Genomic DNA, 20,168 nt, shown 5'->3' on the forward strand with positions numbered 1-20,168 from the left:
ATTTACTATAAAACTTAAAAACGATGAGTAACCCCGACCGCTGCTGGTGCAACGCCGCCGGCATCGCGCATGCGAAGCCATCGCGCCGGACGACACATACCGCCTGGCGCCCGACACGCCCGCATCACCCAGCGTTCCTAAGGGCCTTGCCTTGTTTCCTGCTCGGCGCTCGCAAATCAGCCACCCCGTCCGGCGTACGGCAAACCGCCGTTCGATTCGTTTCAACCACCAACACAGGAGTAAGCCGCGTGATTAAAGAGCCGTTCGTCCCTTCCGCCGCCGCTGTCGCGATCAGCATGGCCTTGGCCATCCCCGTCGATTCGGCATTAGCCGCTACGACCTTGAGCGTCCAGGCGACCGCCGACACTTTTCTGACCAGCTATACGCAGCAAGCCAACTCGGACATGTCCAGCTTCGGGGCGATGATGATCTCCTCCCCGCAGGCAGACCCGTTACAAGGCATTTCCGAAGTACGGACCATGGAGAACCTGGTCTCTTACAATACGGCTACCATCAAGGCCGGTTTCGACGCCCAATACGGCGCCGGGAACTGGCACGTCACCGACGTGCAGATCAAGTGGTACACCAACTTCGACATCCAGGGCGTACCGGCCAACAACAACCAGTTCAACGTGCCGCACGCGGGCTATTTCGGCATCTCCTACTTCGGCAACGACAGTTGGTTCGATCCCACCACAGCCGGCGCGACCGGTTTGACCGTGTCGAGCCCGAAAGTGACCTGGAACTCCGTATACGGCGGAGGCGCCTGGAGCAATCTGTTCACAGGCCAAACGTCGCTAGGGACTTTTTATTATCCGACCGGCACATTCAACGGCACCACGAGTTGCGCCGGGGAAATCTGTGCGCCCCGACTCTGGGATTTGAACCTCGCCACGCCCCTGGTCGACGACATCCTAGCGGGCGGCTTCCTGTCCTTCCATAGCTATGCGGCGGACGATCAGGTCGTTTATCTGGTCAACCAGCTCACCAAGCCTGACGCCCATCCTCAGATCTTCATTTCCGCCGCAGCCGGTCCCGCTCCGGTACCCGTACCGGCCGCCGCCTGGTTGTTCGCCAGCGCCTTGGCCTGGTTGAGCGTACTCGGTCGGCGCCGTGCGGCGTGAACCTGGAATACCGGATTGCCGCTCGGCGCCTCGCCCTTCCGTCCTCTGCTGGAAAGGGTGCCGACCGGCATATTCACAAGGAAAGTGGCCGAGCACCAGGGTGCGCTCGGGTAATAAACAACGGACGCACGCCGCACAGGGAAGCGCTGCGGCAAATCGCCGGGATGCGCGGTTTGCATCGGAGACACCGGCCAGGTGACTGCACGGAAGATTCGGCGCTGGTGAGTTACGGGAAGAACGCATCAGCCCACTCGAATTTCAAGAACGTTAAAGGCCGATCCGATAGCCCGGGTTCAAACATCTTCATTCACATCATCAGGAGGTAGCGACGATGAACTCGGAAGACGACGCGCTCAGCGAGCAACATATCGCCGACTTGGTCCGCCGCTTTTACGAGCGGGCCATGGCCGACGACAGCCTGCGCCCTATCTTCGAAGCGGCGATACACGACTGGGAGATGCACCACCGCGTGGTCGAGGATTTCTGGTCGCGCACCTTGCTGAACACCGACTGTTACCGCGGTTCGCCCTATTCCCTGCACGCCCGCCTGCCCATCCGTCCCGAACACTTCGACCGCTGGCTCGCCTTGTTCAGGGAAACGGCCCTGGAAGTGCTCCCGGCCGCGGCAGCCGAGAGGGCCATCGCCAAGACGGAACACATGGCCGAAGCCTTCAAGGCCGGCATGTTTCACGGCTACGACATTCCTCCCGGACCGCCCCTCGCCTATCCCGCCCTGTAAGCGGATAGGGTTAGCCGGGAATTGAACGAGCGGCTTCATGCGCTCCATGGATTAAAACGTCTCTTGCTCCGGGTTTCGGCAAAGGCGGACACACAAAAACCTAAAGGGCACTTCATGTATAAAACACGACTCTCGCACTCCGCGCTTGCCGCTGTCGTTGCCATGGCATCGATCTTCCATTCGCATCATGCCAAGGCCGACACCACGCTGAGCGTCTATTCCGTGGCCGATACCTATCTGAACAGCGACCCGACTTATGCCGGCAGGGATTTATCCAATTTCGGCGCGATGATGATTTCGGCCCATCTTCCTGACCCCGCCCAAGGCATCAATTACTCCAGGACCATGGACTTGCTTGTGGCTTACGATGCCTCGTCCGTCAAAGCCGGCTTCGATACCCGGTTTGGCGCCGGAAACTGGCACGTGACCGACGCCCAGGTCAAATGGTTCTCCAGCAACGATATCCTCGGCATACCCACCAATAACCCGCGCTACAACGTACCCGCGGCCGGCGCCTTCAATATTTCCCTGCTGGCGAATAATGGCTGGTTCGACGCGGCGGCGGCCGGAGGACCTGGCCTGGCCAATACCGACTTGAATTGGAACAGCGTATACGGCCCGGGCGGCGCTTACCGCGGACTGCTGAACGGCGCCCAGACCTTGGGCACCTATTTATATACCGGCGGAACGTTCAACAGCGCGAACAAATGCGTCGTCGACGTCTGCGACTCCCGGTTCTGGGACTTGGGCGACAACGCTCGCCTGTTCGACACCGTGACCAACGGCGGAACGGTTTCGCTGTTCGGCTCTGCGGCCGACGCCAACGTCGTTTACCTGGTGAACCAGCGCGGCGCCGCCGGCGCCCTTCCTCAGTTATTCGTCAGCGCAGCCGCCAACGCCTCCCCAGTGCCGCTGCCGGCCGCGATCCTGCTTTTCCCCGGCGCTGCCCTCCCCCTGCTGGGTCTCTCATTTAGATATCGAAATCTGGCGAGCCGCTGAATCCAAACCGGAACCGCGACCTGATTACCCATCCAAGAGATAATCCATGAGCAAACCCTATTTCACGAAATGTGCGCTCGTCTCGGCATTGGCAAGCCAGCCGGCGGCGGTATGGGCCGACGCCACGCTGAGCATCGAGGCCGTGGCCGATACCTTTATTTCCAGCGACCCGACCTATGCCGGCCGCGACATGTCGGCATTCGGCGCCATGCAGATTTCGGCGAACCTGCCCGACCCCATCCAGGGCATAAACTACCCGAGGACGCTGGATCTGCTGGTGGCCTACGACACAGCCGCCCTCAAGTCGGGATTCGATGCCCAATATGGCGCCGGCAACTGGCATGTGACCGACGTCCAGGTCAAGTGGTACACCAATTTCGACATACCGGGCATACCGGCCCACAACCCGCAGTTCAATGTTCCCGCCGCCGGCGCCTTCAATATTTCCTTGCTGGCAAATAACACCTGGTTCGACGCCGCAACGGCCGGAGCCCTGGGTTTGGCGAATCCCGACCTCAGCTGGAATTCGGTATTCGGCACCGGCGGGAAATACGGCACCCTGCTGGACGACCTGCAGACCCTGGGCACTTTCCATTACACCGGAGGCAGTTTCAACGGCACCAACAATTGCAGTAACGATGTCTGTGCGCCGCGATTCTGGGATTTGGGTGACAACACCCGTCTGTTCGACACCGTGACCACGGGCGGCATCGTTAGCCTGTTCGGTTCCGCGGCCGACGACCAGGTCACCTATCTGGTCAATCAGATCACCAAACCCGGCGGTCACTCGCAGCTATTCGTCAGCGCGGCGGCAGGAAGCACGGCCGTGCCGGTACCCGCGGCGGCCTGGCTGTTCCTCAGCGCCGGCCTGTTCCTGCTGCGGCTGTCGACGGGAAGAGCCGGATCGGCGCAACCGATCTGAACCCGCAGACGAGGCAAGCATGCGTACTCTGGTTAAGCTGATACTGGCCGGCGGCTTGCTGGCGGCGCAAACGGCGGGCGCCATAGGCCCGGTGCCGGTGTCCCTGCGCGGCGTTCCCGCCCCCCCGGTTCCGGGGCTGGCCGACGGAGCCGACCCCATCGTCGTCGACAAGGGTGCCGCGATCGCCCTGGGCAAGGCCTTGTTCTGGGACACCAACGTGGGCAGCGACGGACAGGCATGCGCCTCCTGCCATTTTCACGCCGGCGTCGATAGCCGGATCAAGAACCAGATCAACCCAGGCCAGAACGGCATCGACGCCGGCGGCCAGGCATTCGACATACTCCCTTCGGGTGGAGGCGGACCCAACCATGTCCTGCGTCCGGAGGATTTCCCCCTCCATCAGTTCAGCGATCCCGCCAGCAATGCCAGTCCGGTGGTCTACAGCACCGACGACGTGGTGGGATCGGCCGGCTCATTCGGTGGCCGCTACAAAGCGGTTACACCTTTCAGCGGCACCAGCGACCTGTGCTCGCGCAGCGCCGATGAAGTCTTCAATGTCAATCACATCGGCGTCCGTAAAGTCACGGCCAGAAACGCCCCCACCGTCATCAACGCCGTGTTCAACCACCGCAATTTCTGGGACGGCCGCGCCAACAACATCTTCAACGGCAGCAGCCCTTGGGGAGAGCGGGATCCCGATGCCGGCGTGTGGGTGAAAACTGCTGCCGGGACCGTGGCGAGGCAAAGACTGCACCTGATCAACTCCTCCCTGGCCTCGCAGGCGCTTGCCCCGCCGGTCAAGGGTGACACCGAAATGGGCTGCGCGGGCAGAATCTGGCCCGACATCGGCCGCAAACTGTTATTGCGCCAGCCCTTACAATACCAGCAGGTCCACCCCCGAGACAGCGTGCTGGGACCTTACAGTCTGAGCACCGGCGGCCAGCCGAAACCGGGTTTGAATACCCTCTACAGGAGCCTGATGACCCAGGCGTTCAACCCGAAATACTGGGCTTATGGCGGTATCGGCCCATTCGGGGCTCCGGCCGGCGGCGGCATCCCCTACAACCAGATGGAAGCCAATTTCGCGCTGTTTTTCGGCATCGCCATCCAGCTCTACGAATCGACGCTCGTGTCCGACCAGTCGCCATTCGATCTGAGCCCCATCGACGCAAACATGAAGCCCACCTGGAGCAATATCGTCGGCGAGACGCCGGAACAGACGGCCGCCCTGGCCGCCTCGCTCAAGAACGGCGTCAATCTGTTCATCGAAAACCACTGCAACCTTTGCCACGCGGGGCCCACCCTGACGCTGGCGGCGGTGACCACCAACGCCTCCCTGCTGACACCGAACCAGGGCCGCACTTTCGGTCCCCCGGCCACCCCGATCGCCTACGGCCCGAATGCCTTCGGCCCCTTCGGCGCCGCCGCCAGAGCCGGGCTGACGCAATACGGCAATACCGTGACGCGCGACACCAACATCCGGCAGTTGCCCAAACTCATGGACCTGGGCTATGCGAACATCGGTGCCGCCGAAGCCGACGCGGATGCCGGCTTGGACGGCACGGACGACTTCGGCCATCCCCTGTCCTACAGCGCGCAGTATGTCGAATACCTGCTGGGAAACCCGGCGAGCATTGTCGATCCCGGCGTGGACCGCATCCGCGCCTGCGATTTCATCAGTCCGCTGGCCTACAACTTTCAACTTAGCCTGCCCTATTACTTTCTACCCGGCGATGGGCTGGTTGCCGACGGCAGCCGCGAGGGCGTATTGCGCAATCAGGATTGCATCAATCCCGTGACGGCCTATGTGCCGACCACGGCCGCGGCACAGGCCAATCTGGCCGGCCCGAAAATGGCACTGGCAACCCACGGGGCTTTCAAGATACCGACCCTGCGCAACATCGAGCTGACTGGTCCTTACATGCACAACGGCGGCATGGCGAGCTTGCGTCAAGTCGTCGAGTTTTATGGCCGACACGGCAATTTCACCAGCGATACGCTGCACTTTCATCTCGGCAGCTTTTCCACTTTGCTGAGTTCGAGCCAGAACAGCACCGACCTGATCAATTTTCTGTTGGCGCTAACGGATGAACGGGTGAGATACCAGCGAGCGCCGTTCGATCATCCGCAATTGACCGTGCCTCACGGGCAAGTAGGCGACGAAGCGCGAGTGAGCGGCGGTAATCCGCTTAATCCCGGTTTGGGCCTAGATCAGAGCCTGGCGATACCCGCCGTGGGCGCCGAGGGGTCGAACACGCCGATTTCCGCCTTCCTATCGGCTACCCCCTAGCCCGGGATACCGCCGATGCCGAGGAAAAAATCAACACTCGCATAGGGATCGCCCCGATGAATCTACCCGGCAAAACCATGAGCCCAAACTTCAGCCAGCACCTTCTAACCGGCGTGGTATTAGCGGCCAATCTGGCTGTGATCGCCCCCGCCGCCTGTGCCGATACCCGCTACGACAGTTCCGCGGCGCTCGGCTTTACGATCGACGGTATCGCCAGTTCCAATCCGGACAATGCCGATGATCTGACCGGCCTTACGCTTACGGCGTCATTTGTGCCGGCGGTCGATCCGGACAGTTTCTACGCTGATAGCAGCGGCGACGGCGTCTATCGGGTCGATAATCCGAAACTCGCGCTTACCTTTCCGGAGAACCGGCGTTTCGCCGGCACATTCGCCGTGAGTGGTAACTCCCCGCTCCATGGCTCCGTGAATAGCTTGCATACCGGCCATTTCGTCTTTTCTTTCAGCAATGACGGACCTTACCGCTATACGCTCAACGCCACCCTGGATTATTCGCTGCATGCCTCAGCGGTCGGCGCATATGCCAATAGTTTCATCCTCTTGGACTATTGGAACAGTATCGACGAGGGCGCAGGGATGGATTATTCGGGCGCGGGCACTTATATCGGTCATGCCAACGATAGCCATACCACCTCCGGGTCGTTCGTCTGGGCGTTCGCGCTCGATCCTGGCGCCGACGCGCGCTTCGTCGCTCGAACGGCCATCCAGTCTTCCCTGGATTCCACCCCTATCGTGCCGATACCGGCTTCCCTCTGGCTTTTTATCGGCGCATCTCTGGGCTTGACGAACCTCAGGAAACTGATAGTCGCAATGGACTCCTTTGGACGGGTTCCACCGACTTAATCTGAGAGCGGCAAACGTCGTGGCATCTCGTGTGACCGGCAGGAATAGGTGGGTTCGCAGCCTACAGGAACATGGGGCAGAAAAAAGGCCGACCCGGTTTCCCAAGTCGGCCTTTATCAATCCGGAAGAAACTTTATCAGTCCACGCCAATAATGACGTTGGGCGCCTTGACGATGGCATAGGCAGTACCACCTACTTTCAGCCCGAGGCTTTCGGCGGACGTCTTGGTTATGATCGAAGCGATTTCGACACCGGGAGACAGTTCGAGAATCACCTCGGTATCCACGGCTCCTGGGGTCACTTGTTTTACAGTGCCTTTGAGGACGTTACGGGCGCTGAGCTTCATCAGAATACCTCCTCGATACGGTCGTTACAGGAAGGTTACTTTTATACGCTTTCACCACCCCGCGTTCCAGTAACATCGATCTCAGAAGCACCGGCGAACCGGAAAAACATTTATCGCGACGCTGTTTTGATGAGCGTCATACGGACTGCCGAGCTCTAGTCGCAGGAAACGCATCAACCATAGGCTTTACCGCTAATTGCACACAGCGAATTTGAATTATGAAGGCGAACTTATTGGTACGGAGACCTCATGAGCAGATGTAGCCGTACCTCCCTGGGGTTAATCGCCGGATTGCTGATCGGTGCCCTGGGTGGTTTGATTGGTTTGGGTGGGGCCGAATTCCGTCTGCCGGTATTGGTCGGCATGTTCAGGCTGCCAACCTTGGAAGCGGTCATCCTCAACAAAGCCATGAGCCTGGTCGTCGTCGCGGCGGCATTGGTTTTTCGGGCCAAGGCCATCTCCCTCGATCAACAACTCGCTCATATCGATGTGAGCTTGAACCTGCTCGCCGGCAGCCTGGTCGGGGCATGGTGGGCGGCTGGGCACGCCATTAAAATGTCGCGGCTGTGGCTCGACCGCTGCATCATGGTGTTATTGGCAGGCTTGGCTATCGTGATGTTATCGGAGGCCTGGTTCGACTTGCACAACGGCTCAGCGCCCATATTTCCGGATAGCACCACACAATTCTTGGCGGGAGTCCTCGCCGGCGTCGGCATCGGCATCGTGGCGGCCTTGCTGGGAGTAGCGGGTGGGGAGCTGCTGATTCCCACCATCGTTTTGCTCTATGGGCTGGATGTCAAACTGGCGGGTAGCCTTTCCTTGACCGTCAGTCTCCCGACCATGCTGGTGGGTTTTGCCCGCTATACCCGCTCCGATGCCTTCCTCGTCTTGCACCATGAGCAAACGCTGTTCCTCTCGATGGTGGCGGGTTCGATCCTGGGAGCGGCCATAGGTGGTCTGCTGTTGGGCCTGCTGCCGACGAACCTGCTGTTGACCTTGCTCGGCCTGATCTTGCTGATTTCCGCACTGAAAACGTTTCAGCACAGGCATTGATCGGCTCGTATTTCCTCATGCTCTTGGACGACGCCGAACTGGACTTCGTCAGCATCGTGGCAGTTCTGCCGCGACTCATGGCCGCCGGGCTGGAGGCGCCCATCCACCGGACCGGAAAATTCATCTGGTGACAAAGTCAGGAAGTCTCGGCGAGGCAAGGCCCATGTTTGTCGGATGCAGGGTGAGGTCTAACGTGCGCCTTTTCCGCTTCGTGAGCCGGCACCGGCAAAGCCTGCCAAGGTGGCAATCGCCGTACCGAACAACCATAAAGCGGGTGGTACCGGCACCGGCGCCGACTCGTAGGTGATCTGCAATTGCGGGCGCAGCGACGGATCACTCCATTCCCTGGAGTAGAAGGCACGATGAGTCTGCCGCAGGGTTTCGTCCTGGTTGATCAGGATCCAGCCAAAGTTCGTCGAGGGTTGATCCAGCCAGCCCTGTACATCTTCGACTAGCCCGGGTGTCGAGCCCCAGGTCTGCGCCGCGTAGAAATCGCGGCCGACCGCCAGGCTCGACTTGACCGTGGGATCGTAATCGCCTCCCGGCGTGGTCCAGGGGGTTAAATTGTAGGCGGCCGCATTCCAGGTGGCATCGCCGGGGTTGGCCGGAAATCCTTGCCCCGTTCCGCCGATATTCGTGGCATTTGCTCCCGTGCTGCCTTCGCCCCAGTCCGTGGTCAGACGAAAGAGGTCCATCACGCGGGAATTCGGATCGCCCAGCCCCGGCGCTCCTCCGGAACCCGCCACAATGCCGATATGAAGCGTCAACTGGGCACCGGTTATCACGGACCCGGCAGGAATTTGCCCGGCCACATCAAATGCGAGTAGCGCCCGGTGCGGAGCCAGGGTACCGTTGCCTCCGGAGAAAATGCCCGGTCCGGCTCCGTTGCTATGGTTGTAGAGGTCCTGTCCAACCGTGTTCGGCAAGCCTTGATTGACGCTGGCTCCAAAAATCGTCGCATCCTTGCTGGGCGTCAGCGTAATGGTTGCCGCCGGCGACGACTCGACCAACGCCAGGAAAATAAGCGCCGTCAAGAAATATTTCTTTCGTAGGGTCATGGGCTTCTTGCTCCGAATGTTGTGCCGGCTACCGCTGGCGTACGGCTTTTCGGCGCGCCAGGCCGGTCAGGCCGACAAGGCTGCTGCCGAACAACCAAACCGCCGCCGGCAAAGGAACCGGCGCCATCTCATAGCTCACTTGCAAGCGCGGGCGCATGGCCGTATCGCTCCAGTCTTTCGTGTAAAACACGCGGTAGGTGTCCAAGCCGTACTCATCCGTGTTCTGCAAGAGCCATCCGTGGTTCGAGGTGGGCTCATCGAGCATCGATTGCACATCGGCGACCAAGGCAGGCGTCGAACCCCAGGTATAAGCCGAGTTCACCGCGTCACCCACCGCGGTGCTCGCGCTCGCCGTCGGAACGAAATCGCCGCCCGGCGTGGTCCACGGCTGCCCCTGCTGATAGCGTCGTTCATTCCAGGTGGGGCTAGGCGGGATGGCGGGGAAACCCTGATCCGTGCCGTCGATTTGCGTCAGCCCCAAGGCCGTGGGTCCATGAGCCCAGTCATTCGTTAGCCGATGAAGCTCGATAGTTCTGGGGAAGGCATCCTCGTTGCCGGTGCCCGATCCCGCCACCTGCGCCAGATACAGGGTCAGTTGCACGCTGGTGATGATGGCCCCCGCGGGAATGTCGGCGGCGATATTGAAGCCGATGAGCCCTCGTCTGGGAGAACCATGGCTGTCACCTCCGATAAAGACGGCGGGGCCCCGGCCTATGCTGTTATCCGGCTGGTTCTCGAAGATCGTGGAAACCTTGCCCGAACCCTCCGTCACGGTGACGGCCAGTACGTTCTCGGGCGATGAGCCGGCTAGAAGAGCCAGCGCTAGGGTGAACGTCGTCCGGGAAGGCAGCGGCTTTCCCGTGCTTGCTATCGACGACAGGCGTCGCAGGCTATCGGCAATCATGGTTATCTCGATAGTGATGATATTTAGGAGCGCATGACAGCGAGTGACTGCGCCACTCGGTTCATGCGCGTGTCGAGCGACGAGTCGCAAACCCGTCGCCCACTGCCGAGTCACTTACCCACACAACGCCGTTCCGGCGCGGCGGGTCGGTGACTCCCGGGTCAACCGGTGATTTTGCGCCGGGCGAAGCCCAGCAAGCCGGCGATCCCGGTGCCGAACAGCCAGACCGCAGCAGGTACCGGAACGGGCGCCGGGGTGTAGCTGATGGCCAGTTGCGGGCGCATGGTCGGATCGCTCCATTCCTTCGTGTAGAAAGCCCGGAATGTTTGGAAACCCGCCTCGGTCGCATTGATCAGCTCCCAGCCGTAGTTGGCGGAAGGGTGGTCCAACCATCCTTGAACATCGCTGACGAGCTGCGGCGTCGACTGCCAGGTATAGGGCGCTTGGAACACGTTGTTCACCACCAGACTGGCACTGGCGGCTGCGACATGATCGCCGCCGGGTGTCGTCCAGGTCGACGTGTTGTAGAAGTTCGCATTCCAGGTGGCATCACCGGGATTGGCCGTATACCCCTGCCCGGTTCCGCCGATGCCGGTCGCCGTAGACCCGGTCGTGCCTTCGCCCCATGGACTGGTAATGGAGTACAGCGAAATCGTACGCGGCGTCTGGTCGCCACCGCCCGCGTTCCCGCCCGAGCCGGCCGACTGGCCCAGGAACAGGGTAAGGTCGACACCGGTGATGGTGGCCCCGGTCGGCACGTTGCCGGCGATATCGAAGCTGATCAGGCCGCGCCGCGCGGATAGATTGCTGTTGCTGCCGGCGAAAATGCCCGGACCGGCGCCGTTGCTGTTATTGACGTTGTTTTGAAAGATGGTGGCGTCATGGAGTGCGCCGATCGTAACGGTAGCGGCGTAAGCGCCTTGCGGCCCTGTCGCGACGATTGCCGCCGCGAGCGCGGCGACGGCTGTTGGTTTCAACATGTTAAATCCTCTTGATGTCTGTTGGGTCTAGGAATGTTTCCCCCACCCGCCATGGATGCGGTAATGGCGGCGCGGCAAACACGCTATATATATAGGGATATAGATTCAATTGGTAATATCGGAACAGATTGTTTCTCCTGCCAACCGAACATTCCGTACATCCATTCGGTGTCCACATACGGCACACGATGTAGCGCATGCATTGGCGGTGCCTGCCGGCTTCTGCCGCAAACTCATCGAGCATGGTAAGTAAATCGCATCCACCGATTCCTACTGGGAAACAACCTGTTCCAGAAATAGATCGTTGACGTAATATTTTTTGATATATAGCGTATCGCCACCCCTTTTCTTCACGTTTCCTTATGACGCGCGGGAGGAGGACTTTCCAGATCCCGTGGATACCGGGACTTATCTTCAAGGGTAAAAAAAGATGGCTATGGCCGTATCCGCAACGGCGAGCCGCGATGGAACCCCAAGGCGACACAGGGATACGCACACGTTCCGAACTGTTCGGAATGCCTAAACCTTTAACAAGACGTAAGGAAATGCTTATGAAACGAGCAAAATTATCAGCCCACACGGTGAACGGCAGGCAAGATTCGGCGCAGCCTGCCGGACGGTTCCGCCAAGTCGCACTTGCGGCGGCACTGGCAAGTATCATGGCCGGTCCGGCGCAAGCGGCGTTCGTCACCACCGGGAATGTCATCTCCGCGACCGGCATCACCGACCCGGCGAACTGGGTCCCTAGCACGATAGGCTTCGTCGGTAACACAGCCGACGGCAGGCTGACTATCGATGCCGGAAGCGCGGGCAAGGGAGAACTCAGGATAGGCAGGACCACGGGCGTCACCGGCACGCTCACCGTGGACGGAGCCGGTTCGACTTATACAACAGGCAACATAACCGCCGGTGGCGACCAAGGCAGCGGTGCCTCCGGCAACGGCGGTACCGGGATCGTCAACCTCACCCATGGCGGCAGCGTCATCACGAATGTAGCGACTTTCGGGGGATACCCCAATTCCACCGGCATTCTCAACGTCACTACCGGCGGCCACTTCGTCGGCACCGTCGTACTCGGCGGCAACAGCGGCAACACCAGCACCAGCGCCACCGGCATCGCCACCGTGGACGGTGTCGGCTCATCGATCACAGGGACCACCGCTACAACAGTCGGTAATTCGGGCACAGGGCTGTTGAAGATCACCCACGGCGGCAGCATCGCCAATACCGGGGGCACCATAGGCGCGATCGCCGGCTCGACTGGCCTGGTCTCCGTGGATGGTACGGGTTCGAGTTGGACGACGACGGCAGCCTCCACCAGCGCTCTGAACGTCGGCTTCAGAGGGAATGGAACCCTGCAGATCACCAGCAGCGGATCCGTCGCCTCTTACATCGGCAGAATGGGACGGTTCGCCGGCTCCTCGGGCCACGTCATGCTGGACGGACCCGGCTCCAGTTGGTCCGTCGGCGCCGGCGGTTTGTTCATAGGAGGAGGCTCTCCGACCGCGACAGGCATCACCAGTAACAGCCTCATCACCGTCACCGACGGTGCGGCACTATCCGTTCAAGCCGATGCTCAACTGGCCGTCAGCGCCGGGTCCGAGGGCACGACGCTGGTCAACGGGGCCGGTTCGGCCTGGACGAGCACGGGTGTTCTTCGAATCGGATCGGCCGGGACGGGCCGCGCCAGCGTCACCGACGGTGGGACGGTCGCCGCGAACTCGATCACCGTCAATGGCAGTTCGCTCTTGACCGTCGATCTCGGCACTGGCAGCGCGGTCACCGCCACGGGAGGCGAGGGGCTCGCCAACGACGGCACGATCCGGCTGGTCGCCGGGGCCGGCACCGCCAACGGCAGCTATGCGCCGATCTCCGCGGCGACGTGGACCGGCGCCGGCACCGTGCAAGCCCTGGGCGGCGTGTATGACCCGACCACTCATACGGTCGGTGTTTCGACGGCCGCGGCCGGCACGGCCGGAGTGGAGAAAACGATCGACCTGTCGACCACGCAGCGGCTATTGATCACCGATACCGCCAGCGGCCAAGCCGTCGGTGCGAGTTTCCAGGCGGCCAGCGCCCCCACCGACCTCGGTTTGACCGCGTCGCTCATGGGCGGCAGCCAGTTGAACTCGCTGCAAGGATTACTCGATCCCGATAAGGCGATATTGAGTGCGTGGAATTTTTCCGCCACCGGCTATGCGCAGGGTGATCCGACATACCTGTCGCTCGAGGTCGGTCCAGGACAGCGCTTCCTCGACCTCGCGGTCTGGCACTTCAACGGTGCCACTTGGGACAAGTATGCGAACACGGACCTGGCATATGAAAACGGATTTGCCAGCTTCGCCGTCACCGGCTTCAGCGGCTACGCAGTGAGCGGCGTCGCGCCGGTACCGGTGCCTGCGGCCGCTTGGCTTTTCGGCAGCGCGCTCGCGGGCTTGGCCGGATTTACGCGGCGCAAGGGCGGCCCTGTTTCCATGTGACGGATGCTTCAGCGGTGATGACGCACGCCACGCTATTAAACCGGCCCCAAATATCCCTGGTTAGTTATTTGTGGGAGCGGGCTTTAGCCCGCGAAGATCGCAGCCTGAAGGCCGCTCCCACAATGACATATTTGGGCCGGGTTAATAAATCCGCACTGATTAAAGAGCACCCCGGAGCGGGTGCTCTCGACCACAACTCGCGAGCGGGATAGGCGCAGCGATCATAGGACACCGCAAGAGCGGAAGGAGGGCATTACCAGGACAGATAAAAAGGAAGGCAGAAGGTATTTTTGGTATCGCTCTTCTCAGTAGCAAATTTTTCTTCACCCATCTTCAGGAAGTATTCCCATGTTCAAACAGGCAAGTTTTACCGGCGCATCACTCGTCTCTTTATCGCTATTACAGCCGATAGGAGCCCACGCCGATACGGCCTATATCTATGCAACAACCGGGAGTGGTGTTTATCTTAAGGACTCCTCCATTTTTCAGGACAACGTCAACAACAGTAATGGAGCCGGCCCCGGCATCTTTGCCGGAGGCAACGGGGGCAGTTCGCCACGGCGGGCACTCATCTATTTCGACGTGGCCGGTTACGACACGAACGTCTTGGGTGGCGCCCTGTCCGGCGCCTCGTCGATCAACAGCGTCACCCTGCAATTGGTGCTGGGGAAAGTCGCCGGATCCGCTGGTGGTGGTGGTGGCGGCGGTGGGGGTGGTGGAGACACCACACCGAGAGTGATCAAGCTGCACAAGGTCACTAGCGGAATGTGGGGAGAAGGATCAACCGGAAGCGGTTACACGTCGATAGGCGGAACCGGTGGAGGGTTTGCCGCCAATAGCACGGACGCGACCTGGAATGCCTATTCCTATTCGTCGCCCACCTGGAGCACGGCCGGCGGTGATTACAGCAGCACGATCAGCGCCTCCACGACGGTGAGCCAGACGCTCAACACCACTTATTCCTGGTCGCACGCAAACATGGTGAGCGATGTGCAGGCGTGGTTGAGCAGCCCTTCCAGCAACTACGGCTGGATACTCATCAACGACGACGAATCGTCATCGACGACCTTCCGGGCCTTCTACAGCAAGGAGGCGCAACTGCAGTCCCCCTCGGTAGGGACGGGCCCGATCCTGGTAATTGACTACACGCCCTGAAAAGCGACATCGGACTCACGCGGAAGCCCCCTTGAGGCCAAGGGACGGTCGGCCATAGGCAAACCGATAACGCGAAAAAAAGCCCCACCCCTTTGCAGGGATGGGGCTTTCTTATGCCCGACGGACGTTCGGACGGCTTACATCATACCGCCCATGCCGCCCATGCCACCCATGTCGGGGTGACCTGCGGCTTCTTCCTTCGGCTCCTCGGCCACCATCGCTTCGGTGGTGATCATCAGGCCGGCCACGGAAGCGGCGTTCTGCAACGCGCTGCGGGTGACCTTGGCCGGATCCAGGATGCCGAAAGCGACCATGTCGCCGTATTCGCCGGTGGCGGCGTTGTAGCCGAAGTTGCCGGTGCCTTCGGCCACCTTGTTCAGCACCACGGAACCCTCGTCGCCGGCATTGGTGACGATCTGACGCAGCGGTTCTTCCATCGCGCGACGGGCGATGGTGATGCCGACGTCCTGATCGTGATTGATGCCCTTCAGATCCTTGATCTTCTGTAGAGCCCGGATCAGGGCGACGCCGCCGCCCGGAACGATGCCTTCTTCAACGGCTGCGCGGGTGGCGTGCAGCGCGTCTTCGACGCGGGCTTTCTTTTCCTTCATTTCGACTTCGGTCGCCGCACCGACCTTGATGACGGCGACGCCGCCAGCCAGCTTGGCCAGACGTTCCTGCAGCTTCTCGCGGTCGTAATCGGAGGTGGTGTCTTCCATCTGCTTGCGGATCTGAGCCACACGACCTGCGATGTTTTCGTGGCTGCCGGCGCCGTCGATGATGGTGGTGTTTTCCTTGCTGACCTGGACCTTCTTGGCGGTGCCCAGCTCGGCCAGGGTAGCCTTCTCCAGGCTCAGGCCGACGTCTTCGGAGATCACGGTGGCACCGGTCAGGATGGCGATGTCTTCCAGCATGGCCTTGCGGCGGTCGCCGAAGCCCGGAGCCTTGACGGCCGCGACCTTGACGATGCCGCGCATGGTGTTGACCACCAGGGTGGCCAGCGCTTCGCCTTCAACGTCCTCGGCGATGATCAGCAGCGAACGGCCGGCCTTGGCGACGCCTTCCAGCACCGGCAGCATTTCGCGGATGTTGGAGATCTTCTTTTCGTACAACAGGATGAACGGGTTTTCGAGTTCCGCGCTCATGCTCTGCTGGTTGTTGATGAAGTAGGGCGACAGGTAGCCGCGATCGAACTGCATGCCTTCGACGATGTCGAGCTGATTTTCCAGGCCCGAGCCGTCTTCGACGGTGATCACGCCTTCCTTGCCGACCTTGTCCATCGCTTCGGCAATGATCTTGCCGATGGACTCGTCGGAGTTGGCGGAAATGGTACCGACCTGGGCGATCGCATTGCTGTCGGCGCAGGGCACGGACATCTCGTGGACGGCTTCGACGGCGGCGGTTACCGCCTTGTCGATGCCGCGCTTGAGGTCCATCGGGTTCATGCCGGCGGCGACGGCCTTCAGGCCTTCGTTCAGGATGGACTGAGCCAGCACGGTGGCGGTGGTGGTACCGTCGCCGGCCACGTCGGAAGTCTGCGAAGCGACTTCCTTCACCATCTGGGCGCCCATGTTTTCGAATTTGTCCTTCAGCTCGATTTCCTTAGCCACGGATACGCCGTCCTTGGTCACGGTGGGAGCGCCGAAGCTCTTTTCCAGCACCACGTTGCGGCCTTTCGGACCCAGGGTGACTTTCACCGCGGTGGCCAGGATGTTGACGCCGCGGACCATGCGGGCACGTGCGTCGTCGCCGAATTTGACTTCTTTAGCTGCCATTTTTGTTACCTATATGAATCTGGAATGAACTGGGGGTAGTAGGCCGATCAGCCTTCGATCACGCCGATGATGTCTTCTTCGCGCAATACGACGATTTCCTCGCCTTCGAGCTTCAGCTCGGTGCCGGCATACTTGCCGAACAACACCTTGTCGCCGACCTTGACCTGTAGCGGACGTACCTGGCCGTTGTCCAGCGCCTTGCCGGTGCCGGCCGCGATGATTTCACCGCGCGTGGGCTTTTCGGTGGCGGAATCGGGAATGACGATGCCACCTGCGGTGGTGCGCTCCTCTTCCAGGCGCTTCACGATCACGCGGTCATGTAACGGACGAATAGCCATCGATTTCTCCTGTATTGTTTTAATCGGGACGTTTGCGTCGAGACCCCGAACCATCGGTATTATTAGCACTCGACGCGAGCGAGTGCTAATAATACCCGGCAAGGCAGGCTTGTCAAGCAAGGCTCCGCCCGAATTGCGCGCCATCGAGTCGCTGGCTATCATCCTCCGGCTTCGATCTAGCCATGACTCAAGGAACTCAGACCTCATGAAACGACTCACGCCCCATCTGCTTCCCGTCCTCGCGTCGCTACTGTTGAGCGCCTGCGCGGCATCCACGCCCAAGACGACCGCTCCGGCCGCCGACGCGGCAGCGGCTGCCGAGAGCAAACCGGCCAACGACTACCCGACCCTGACCCGGGTGGAATTCGTGTTGGAATGCGCGCAAGAACAACCGGGCGGTTTGCAGAACCGGGACAACATCTATCACTGCGCCTGCGCGGCGGACCAGGTGGCGGAAAAGCTGGGGCATGAGGACTATGCCCAGGCCCAGACCTTCACGTACAACTTCGGCGCGGCGGGTGAGCGCGCGGCGGAATTCCGCGATCCGCCACAATCGGCCAAGCTGCGCAATGCCCTGAAGGAGGCCAAGGCTCAGGCCGCCTCGGCTTGCTTCCTGAAGCCGGTGGGTAAGAAATAAAACCAAGGGCGGCCCACCGGCCGCCTTCGTTCAGTCACGCGAGCACCCGAGGAGTAGGCTCATGCCGGAATTCAGCCTGTTGGCCGCCACCCGCGCCATCGAAAGCGCCATGCCTTTCGTACTCTACCGCCTGATCACCTTGTTGGGTGGCGCCTTGGCACTCCTGTTCGGCGCGCTGGGCGGAGCCGGCACGTTCATCGCTTTCGCCTCGTTCAGCAAAAACCCGGCGGCCTTCGCCAATGTCGGTGCGGTGCTTGGATTCGCGGGCGCGGCCTTGCTGTTGCACAAACTGCGGGCCGAACTGCTGTTCAAGGTAGAGGCGGGTCATCTGACCCTGATGGCGGAGCAACTGAGGGGTGCCAACCTGCCGGCCGGTTGGGCGCAGGTCGATCAGGCCAAACGGGCGGCTGCCGACCGTTTCGAGAAGGGCGCGGTGTTTTACCCCTTGAAAGACACCTTGGCCACTGCGCTAAGCGCGCTTCCCGCGCACTACTCGGGCTTCGTCTACCGCTTGCAGGCGAATCCGGCCGGCAAGCCCTTGGCCTGGATCACGGGACGCATCGTCCTAGCCGACGCCCTGGCCATCCTGGCCGCTCATTGCGCCGACAACGCCAGCAACAACCCCTGGATATCCGCTCGCGGCGGCGTGTTGCGTTTGGCCCGGCAATTCGACCGCCTGCTGCGTCAACGCCTGCAGTGTCTGGTGTTCGAATTGCTGGGATTCATCTCGCTGTACGCGCTGCTGCTGTATCCGATCGACTGGGCGGTTTCCGACCTGCCGGTGCAGATCGGCTATTGGCGCCATGTGTTTGCCCTGGTGTTCGCGTATAGCCTGACGGCGACCTTCTTCCAGCCCATCGCCACCATGGCCATGGCGCCGGCTTACGCACAGGGCAAGGAGGCCGAACCGGTGCCGACCAGCGCCGAACGGGCCGCGCTGGCGGAGCAATCCGACGCCATCCGCCGCATCCTGGCCGAAGCCGAGCGCTGAGCGTCAGGGGAGCCGGGGTTCAGCCCCGGCCATACATTCCTATCATCTGGCGCAGGCGAGAAATTTTATCGTCGGTCACCTGCTCCCAATGGAAACGCCAGCGCCAGTTGCCGTTGCCTACCGTACCGGGCGTATTCATACGATGTTCGCGCCCCAGTTCCAGCACGTCCTGCATGGGCAGCAAAGCCAAGCGCGCCACCGACGCCAGCGCGGCTTGCATCAACGCCAGCGGCATGCGTATTTCGGGCCGTCCCAGGTATTCGTAGACGTAGCGCTGCTGATCGGGGCTCAAGCCCTCGTACCAGGAGAGCGTAGTGTCATTGTCGTGAGTGCCGGTGTACACGACGTTGTTTTCCGCGTGGTTGTGCGGAAGGTAGGGATTGCCCGGACCGCCGTCGAAAGCGAACTGCAGGATCAGCATGCCGGGTATGGCGAAACGGTTGCGCAGCGCTTCCACTTCGTGGGTGATGATGCCCAGATTCTCTGCAACCAGAGGCAGGCCCTTGCCCGGGAAAGCCCTGAACAAGGACTTCAGCAACTCCTTGCCGGGCGCCTTGACCCAGCGGCCGTGCATGGCGGTTTCCTGATCGGCGGCGATTTCCCAATAGGCCTCGAAGCCGCGGAAATGGTCGATGCGTACCCAGTCGTACAACTCCAACTGGCTATGCATGCGCTCCGTCCACCAGCTAAAACCATCGGCCTGCATGCGGGCCCAGTTGTAATGAGGATTGCCCCAGCGCTGCCCGGTGGCGGAGAAATAGTCGGGCGGCACACCTGCGACCACGCGCGCATGGCCGTTCTCGTCGAGATCGAAGTCTTCCTTGCGGGCCCACACGTCGGCGCTGTCGCTGGCGACAAAGATGGGCATGTCGCCGAACAGGATCACGCCGCGTCCCCTCGCATGATCGCGCAACTCTTTCCATTGGGTGAAAAACACGAACTGCTCGAACTTGCTGCGCGCGATGGACTCCGCCAGGCGCACGCGGGCGGCCTCCAGCGCGGCCGACTGGCGATCGCGCAACGGCGCGGGCCATTGTTGCCATGACTGGTGCGCGAACTCCTCGCGCAAGGCCGTGTAGAGGGAAAAATCCTCCAGCCACCCGGCATGCTCGCGGATGAATTCGCCGTAAGCCGGCCAATACGGGTCTTCGACATGGCGTTTGAAGCCCTTGAAAGCCTCATGCAAGCGGGCATAGCGGTAACTTTCCGGCGTCTCGTCCTCCGCCGGCCCGCTCAGTTCGGGCAGCCACCCTCGATCGACCAGCCATTCCAGATTGATCAGCAGCGGACTGCCCGCGTGGGCCGACATGCATTGATAAGGCGAGCCGTCCTCGTGCGTGGGCCCCACCGGCAGTGTCTGCCAGACGGTCACCCCGGCATCGGCCAGCAGGTCCACGAAGGCATGGGCGTCGTGGCCCAGATCACCGTTTCCGATTCCACCGGGCAGGGAAGTAATGTGCAGCAGGACGCCCGCGCGCCTTTGGTCAAGTATGCTCTGCGCTCGTGTCACGTCG

18 protein-coding genes are annotated in these 20,168 nt (G+C 61.3%); 11 read left to right on the forward strand and 7 right to left on the reverse strand.

Features of this window, described 5'->3' with window-relative positions:
* Positions 1-248 precede the first annotated feature (248 nt).
* The 6 genes from JWZ97_RS10830 to JWZ97_RS10855 all read left to right on the forward strand — a co-directional run bounded on the left by JWZ97_RS10830 (position 249) and on the right by JWZ97_RS10855 (position 6,937).
* The gene (locus JWZ97_RS10830) at positions 249-1,124 is read left to right on the forward strand and encodes a hypothetical protein (protein ID WP_205428854.1); all 876 of its coding nucleotides are present in this window, start codon (positions 249-251) and stop codon (positions 1,122-1,124) included.
* 331 nt (positions 1,125-1,455) lie between these two features.
* Positions 1,456-1,863: a group III truncated hemoglobin gene (locus JWZ97_RS10835; RefSeq protein ID WP_205428856.1), complete on the forward strand. Its 408-nt coding sequence runs from the start codon at positions 1,456-1,458 to the stop codon at positions 1,861-1,863.
* Between the two features lie 162 nt (positions 1,864-2,025).
* Entirely contained in the window at positions 2,026-2,862 is an 837-nt protein-coding gene (locus JWZ97_RS10840) for a hypothetical protein (protein ID WP_205428858.1), read from the forward strand.
* Positions 2,863-2,908: 46 nt separating this feature from the next.
* Positions 2,909-3,784 (forward strand): hypothetical protein, encoded by an 876-nt coding sequence (locus tag JWZ97_RS10845; protein ID WP_205428860.1) that lies wholly within the window; start codon positions 2,909-2,911, stop codon positions 3,782-3,784.
* Positions 3,785-3,803: 19 nt separating this feature from the next.
* Positions 3,804-6,074 carry a cytochrome c peroxidase gene (locus JWZ97_RS10850; RefSeq protein ID WP_205428862.1) on the forward strand — a complete coding sequence of 757 codons (2,271 nt, stop codon included), beginning with the start codon at positions 3,804-3,806 and terminating at the stop codon, positions 6,072-6,074.
* 56 nt (positions 6,075-6,130) lie between these two features.
* A complete protein-coding gene (locus tag JWZ97_RS10855; RefSeq protein WP_205428864.1) occupies positions 6,131-6,937 on the forward strand; it encodes a hypothetical protein in 807 nt (268 codons plus the stop codon).
* Between the two features lie 136 nt (positions 6,938-7,073).
* Here the strand turns inward: JWZ97_RS10855 and JWZ97_RS10860 are convergent, their stop codons facing one another.
* Positions 7,074-7,283, reverse strand: a complete 210-nt coding sequence (locus JWZ97_RS10860; protein ID WP_205428865.1) for a molybdopterin-binding protein — start codon at positions 7,281-7,283, stop codon at positions 7,074-7,076.
* 249 nt (positions 7,284-7,532) lie between these two features.
* Here JWZ97_RS10860 and JWZ97_RS10865 point away from each other — a divergent pair, with 249 nt between their 5' ends.
* The gene (locus tag JWZ97_RS10865) at positions 7,533-8,336 is read left to right on the forward strand and encodes a sulfite exporter TauE/SafE family protein (protein WP_205428867.1); all 804 of its coding nucleotides are present in this window, start codon (positions 7,533-7,535) and stop codon (positions 8,334-8,336) included.
* A 188-nt stretch (positions 8,337-8,524) separates the two neighbouring features.
* Here the strand turns inward: JWZ97_RS10865 and JWZ97_RS10870 are convergent, their stop codons facing one another.
* From JWZ97_RS10870 to JWZ97_RS10880, 3 genes are all read right to left on the reverse strand, one after another.
* Positions 8,525-9,370 carry a DNRLRE domain-containing protein gene (locus JWZ97_RS10870; RefSeq protein WP_205428877.1) on the reverse strand — a complete coding sequence of 282 codons (846 nt, stop codon included), beginning with the start codon at positions 9,368-9,370 and terminating at the stop codon, positions 8,525-8,527.
* 52 nt (positions 9,371-9,422) lie between these two features.
* The gene (locus JWZ97_RS10875) at positions 9,423-10,298 is read right to left on the reverse strand and encodes a VPLPA-CTERM sorting domain-containing protein (protein ID WP_205428887.1); all 876 of its coding nucleotides are present in this window, start codon (positions 10,296-10,298) and stop codon (positions 9,423-9,425) included.
* A gap of 161 nt (positions 10,299-10,459) precedes the next feature.
* The gene (locus tag JWZ97_RS10880) at positions 10,460-11,278 is read right to left on the reverse strand and encodes a DNRLRE domain-containing protein (protein ID WP_205428894.1); all 819 of its coding nucleotides are present in this window, start codon (positions 11,276-11,278) and stop codon (positions 10,460-10,462) included.
* Between the two features lie 551 nt (positions 11,279-11,829).
* Here JWZ97_RS10880 and JWZ97_RS10885 point away from each other — a divergent pair.
* Together JWZ97_RS10885 and JWZ97_RS10890 are read left to right on the forward strand one after the other, a co-directional pair.
* Complete coding sequence (locus JWZ97_RS10885) at positions 11,830-13,758, forward strand: hypothetical protein (RefSeq protein WP_205428896.1); 1,929 nt, start codon at positions 11,830-11,832, stop codon at positions 13,756-13,758.
* A 348-nt stretch (positions 13,759-14,106) separates the two neighbouring features.
* Positions 14,107-14,913 carry a hypothetical protein gene (locus JWZ97_RS10890; RefSeq protein ID WP_205428898.1) on the forward strand — a complete coding sequence of 269 codons (807 nt, stop codon included), beginning with the start codon at positions 14,107-14,109 and terminating at the stop codon, positions 14,911-14,913.
* Between the two features lie 137 nt (positions 14,914-15,050).
* On the opposite strand, the gene groL is transcribed toward JWZ97_RS10890, so the two are convergent.
* The gene (gene groL / locus JWZ97_RS10895) at positions 15,051-16,688 is read right to left on the reverse strand and encodes a chaperonin GroEL (protein WP_205428899.1); all 1,638 of its coding nucleotides are present in this window, start codon (positions 16,686-16,688) and stop codon (positions 15,051-15,053) included.
* Positions 16,689-16,735: 47 nt separating this feature from the next.
* Complete coding sequence (groES, locus tag JWZ97_RS10900) at positions 16,736-17,026, reverse strand: co-chaperone GroES (RefSeq protein WP_205428901.1); 291 nt, start codon at positions 17,024-17,026, stop codon at positions 16,736-16,738.
* Between the two features lie 205 nt (positions 17,027-17,231).
* Between groES and JWZ97_RS10905 the strand changes: the two genes are divergently transcribed.
* Both JWZ97_RS10905 and JWZ97_RS10910 read left to right on the forward strand, forming a co-directional pair.
* Complete coding sequence (locus JWZ97_RS10905) at positions 17,232-17,663, forward strand: hypothetical protein (RefSeq protein ID WP_205428903.1); 432 nt, start codon at positions 17,232-17,234, stop codon at positions 17,661-17,663.
* Positions 17,664-17,724: 61 nt separating this feature from the next.
* Entirely contained in the window at positions 17,725-18,654 is a 930-nt protein-coding gene (locus JWZ97_RS10910) for a hypothetical protein (RefSeq protein WP_205428905.1), read from the forward strand.
* A gap of 19 nt (positions 18,655-18,673) precedes the next feature.
* Here the strand turns inward: JWZ97_RS10910 and malQ are convergent, their stop codons facing one another.
* Positions 18,674-20,164, reverse strand: a complete 1,491-nt coding sequence (gene malQ, locus JWZ97_RS10915) for a 4-alpha-glucanotransferase (RefSeq protein ID WP_240342313.1) — start codon at positions 20,162-20,164, stop codon at positions 18,674-18,676.
* Positions 20,165-20,168 lie beyond the last annotated feature (4 nt).

It is taken from the genome of Methylococcus sp. EFPC2, assembly GCF_016925495.1.
Classification (GTDB): domain Bacteria; phylum Pseudomonadota; class Gammaproteobacteria; order Methylococcales; family Methylococcaceae; genus EFPC2.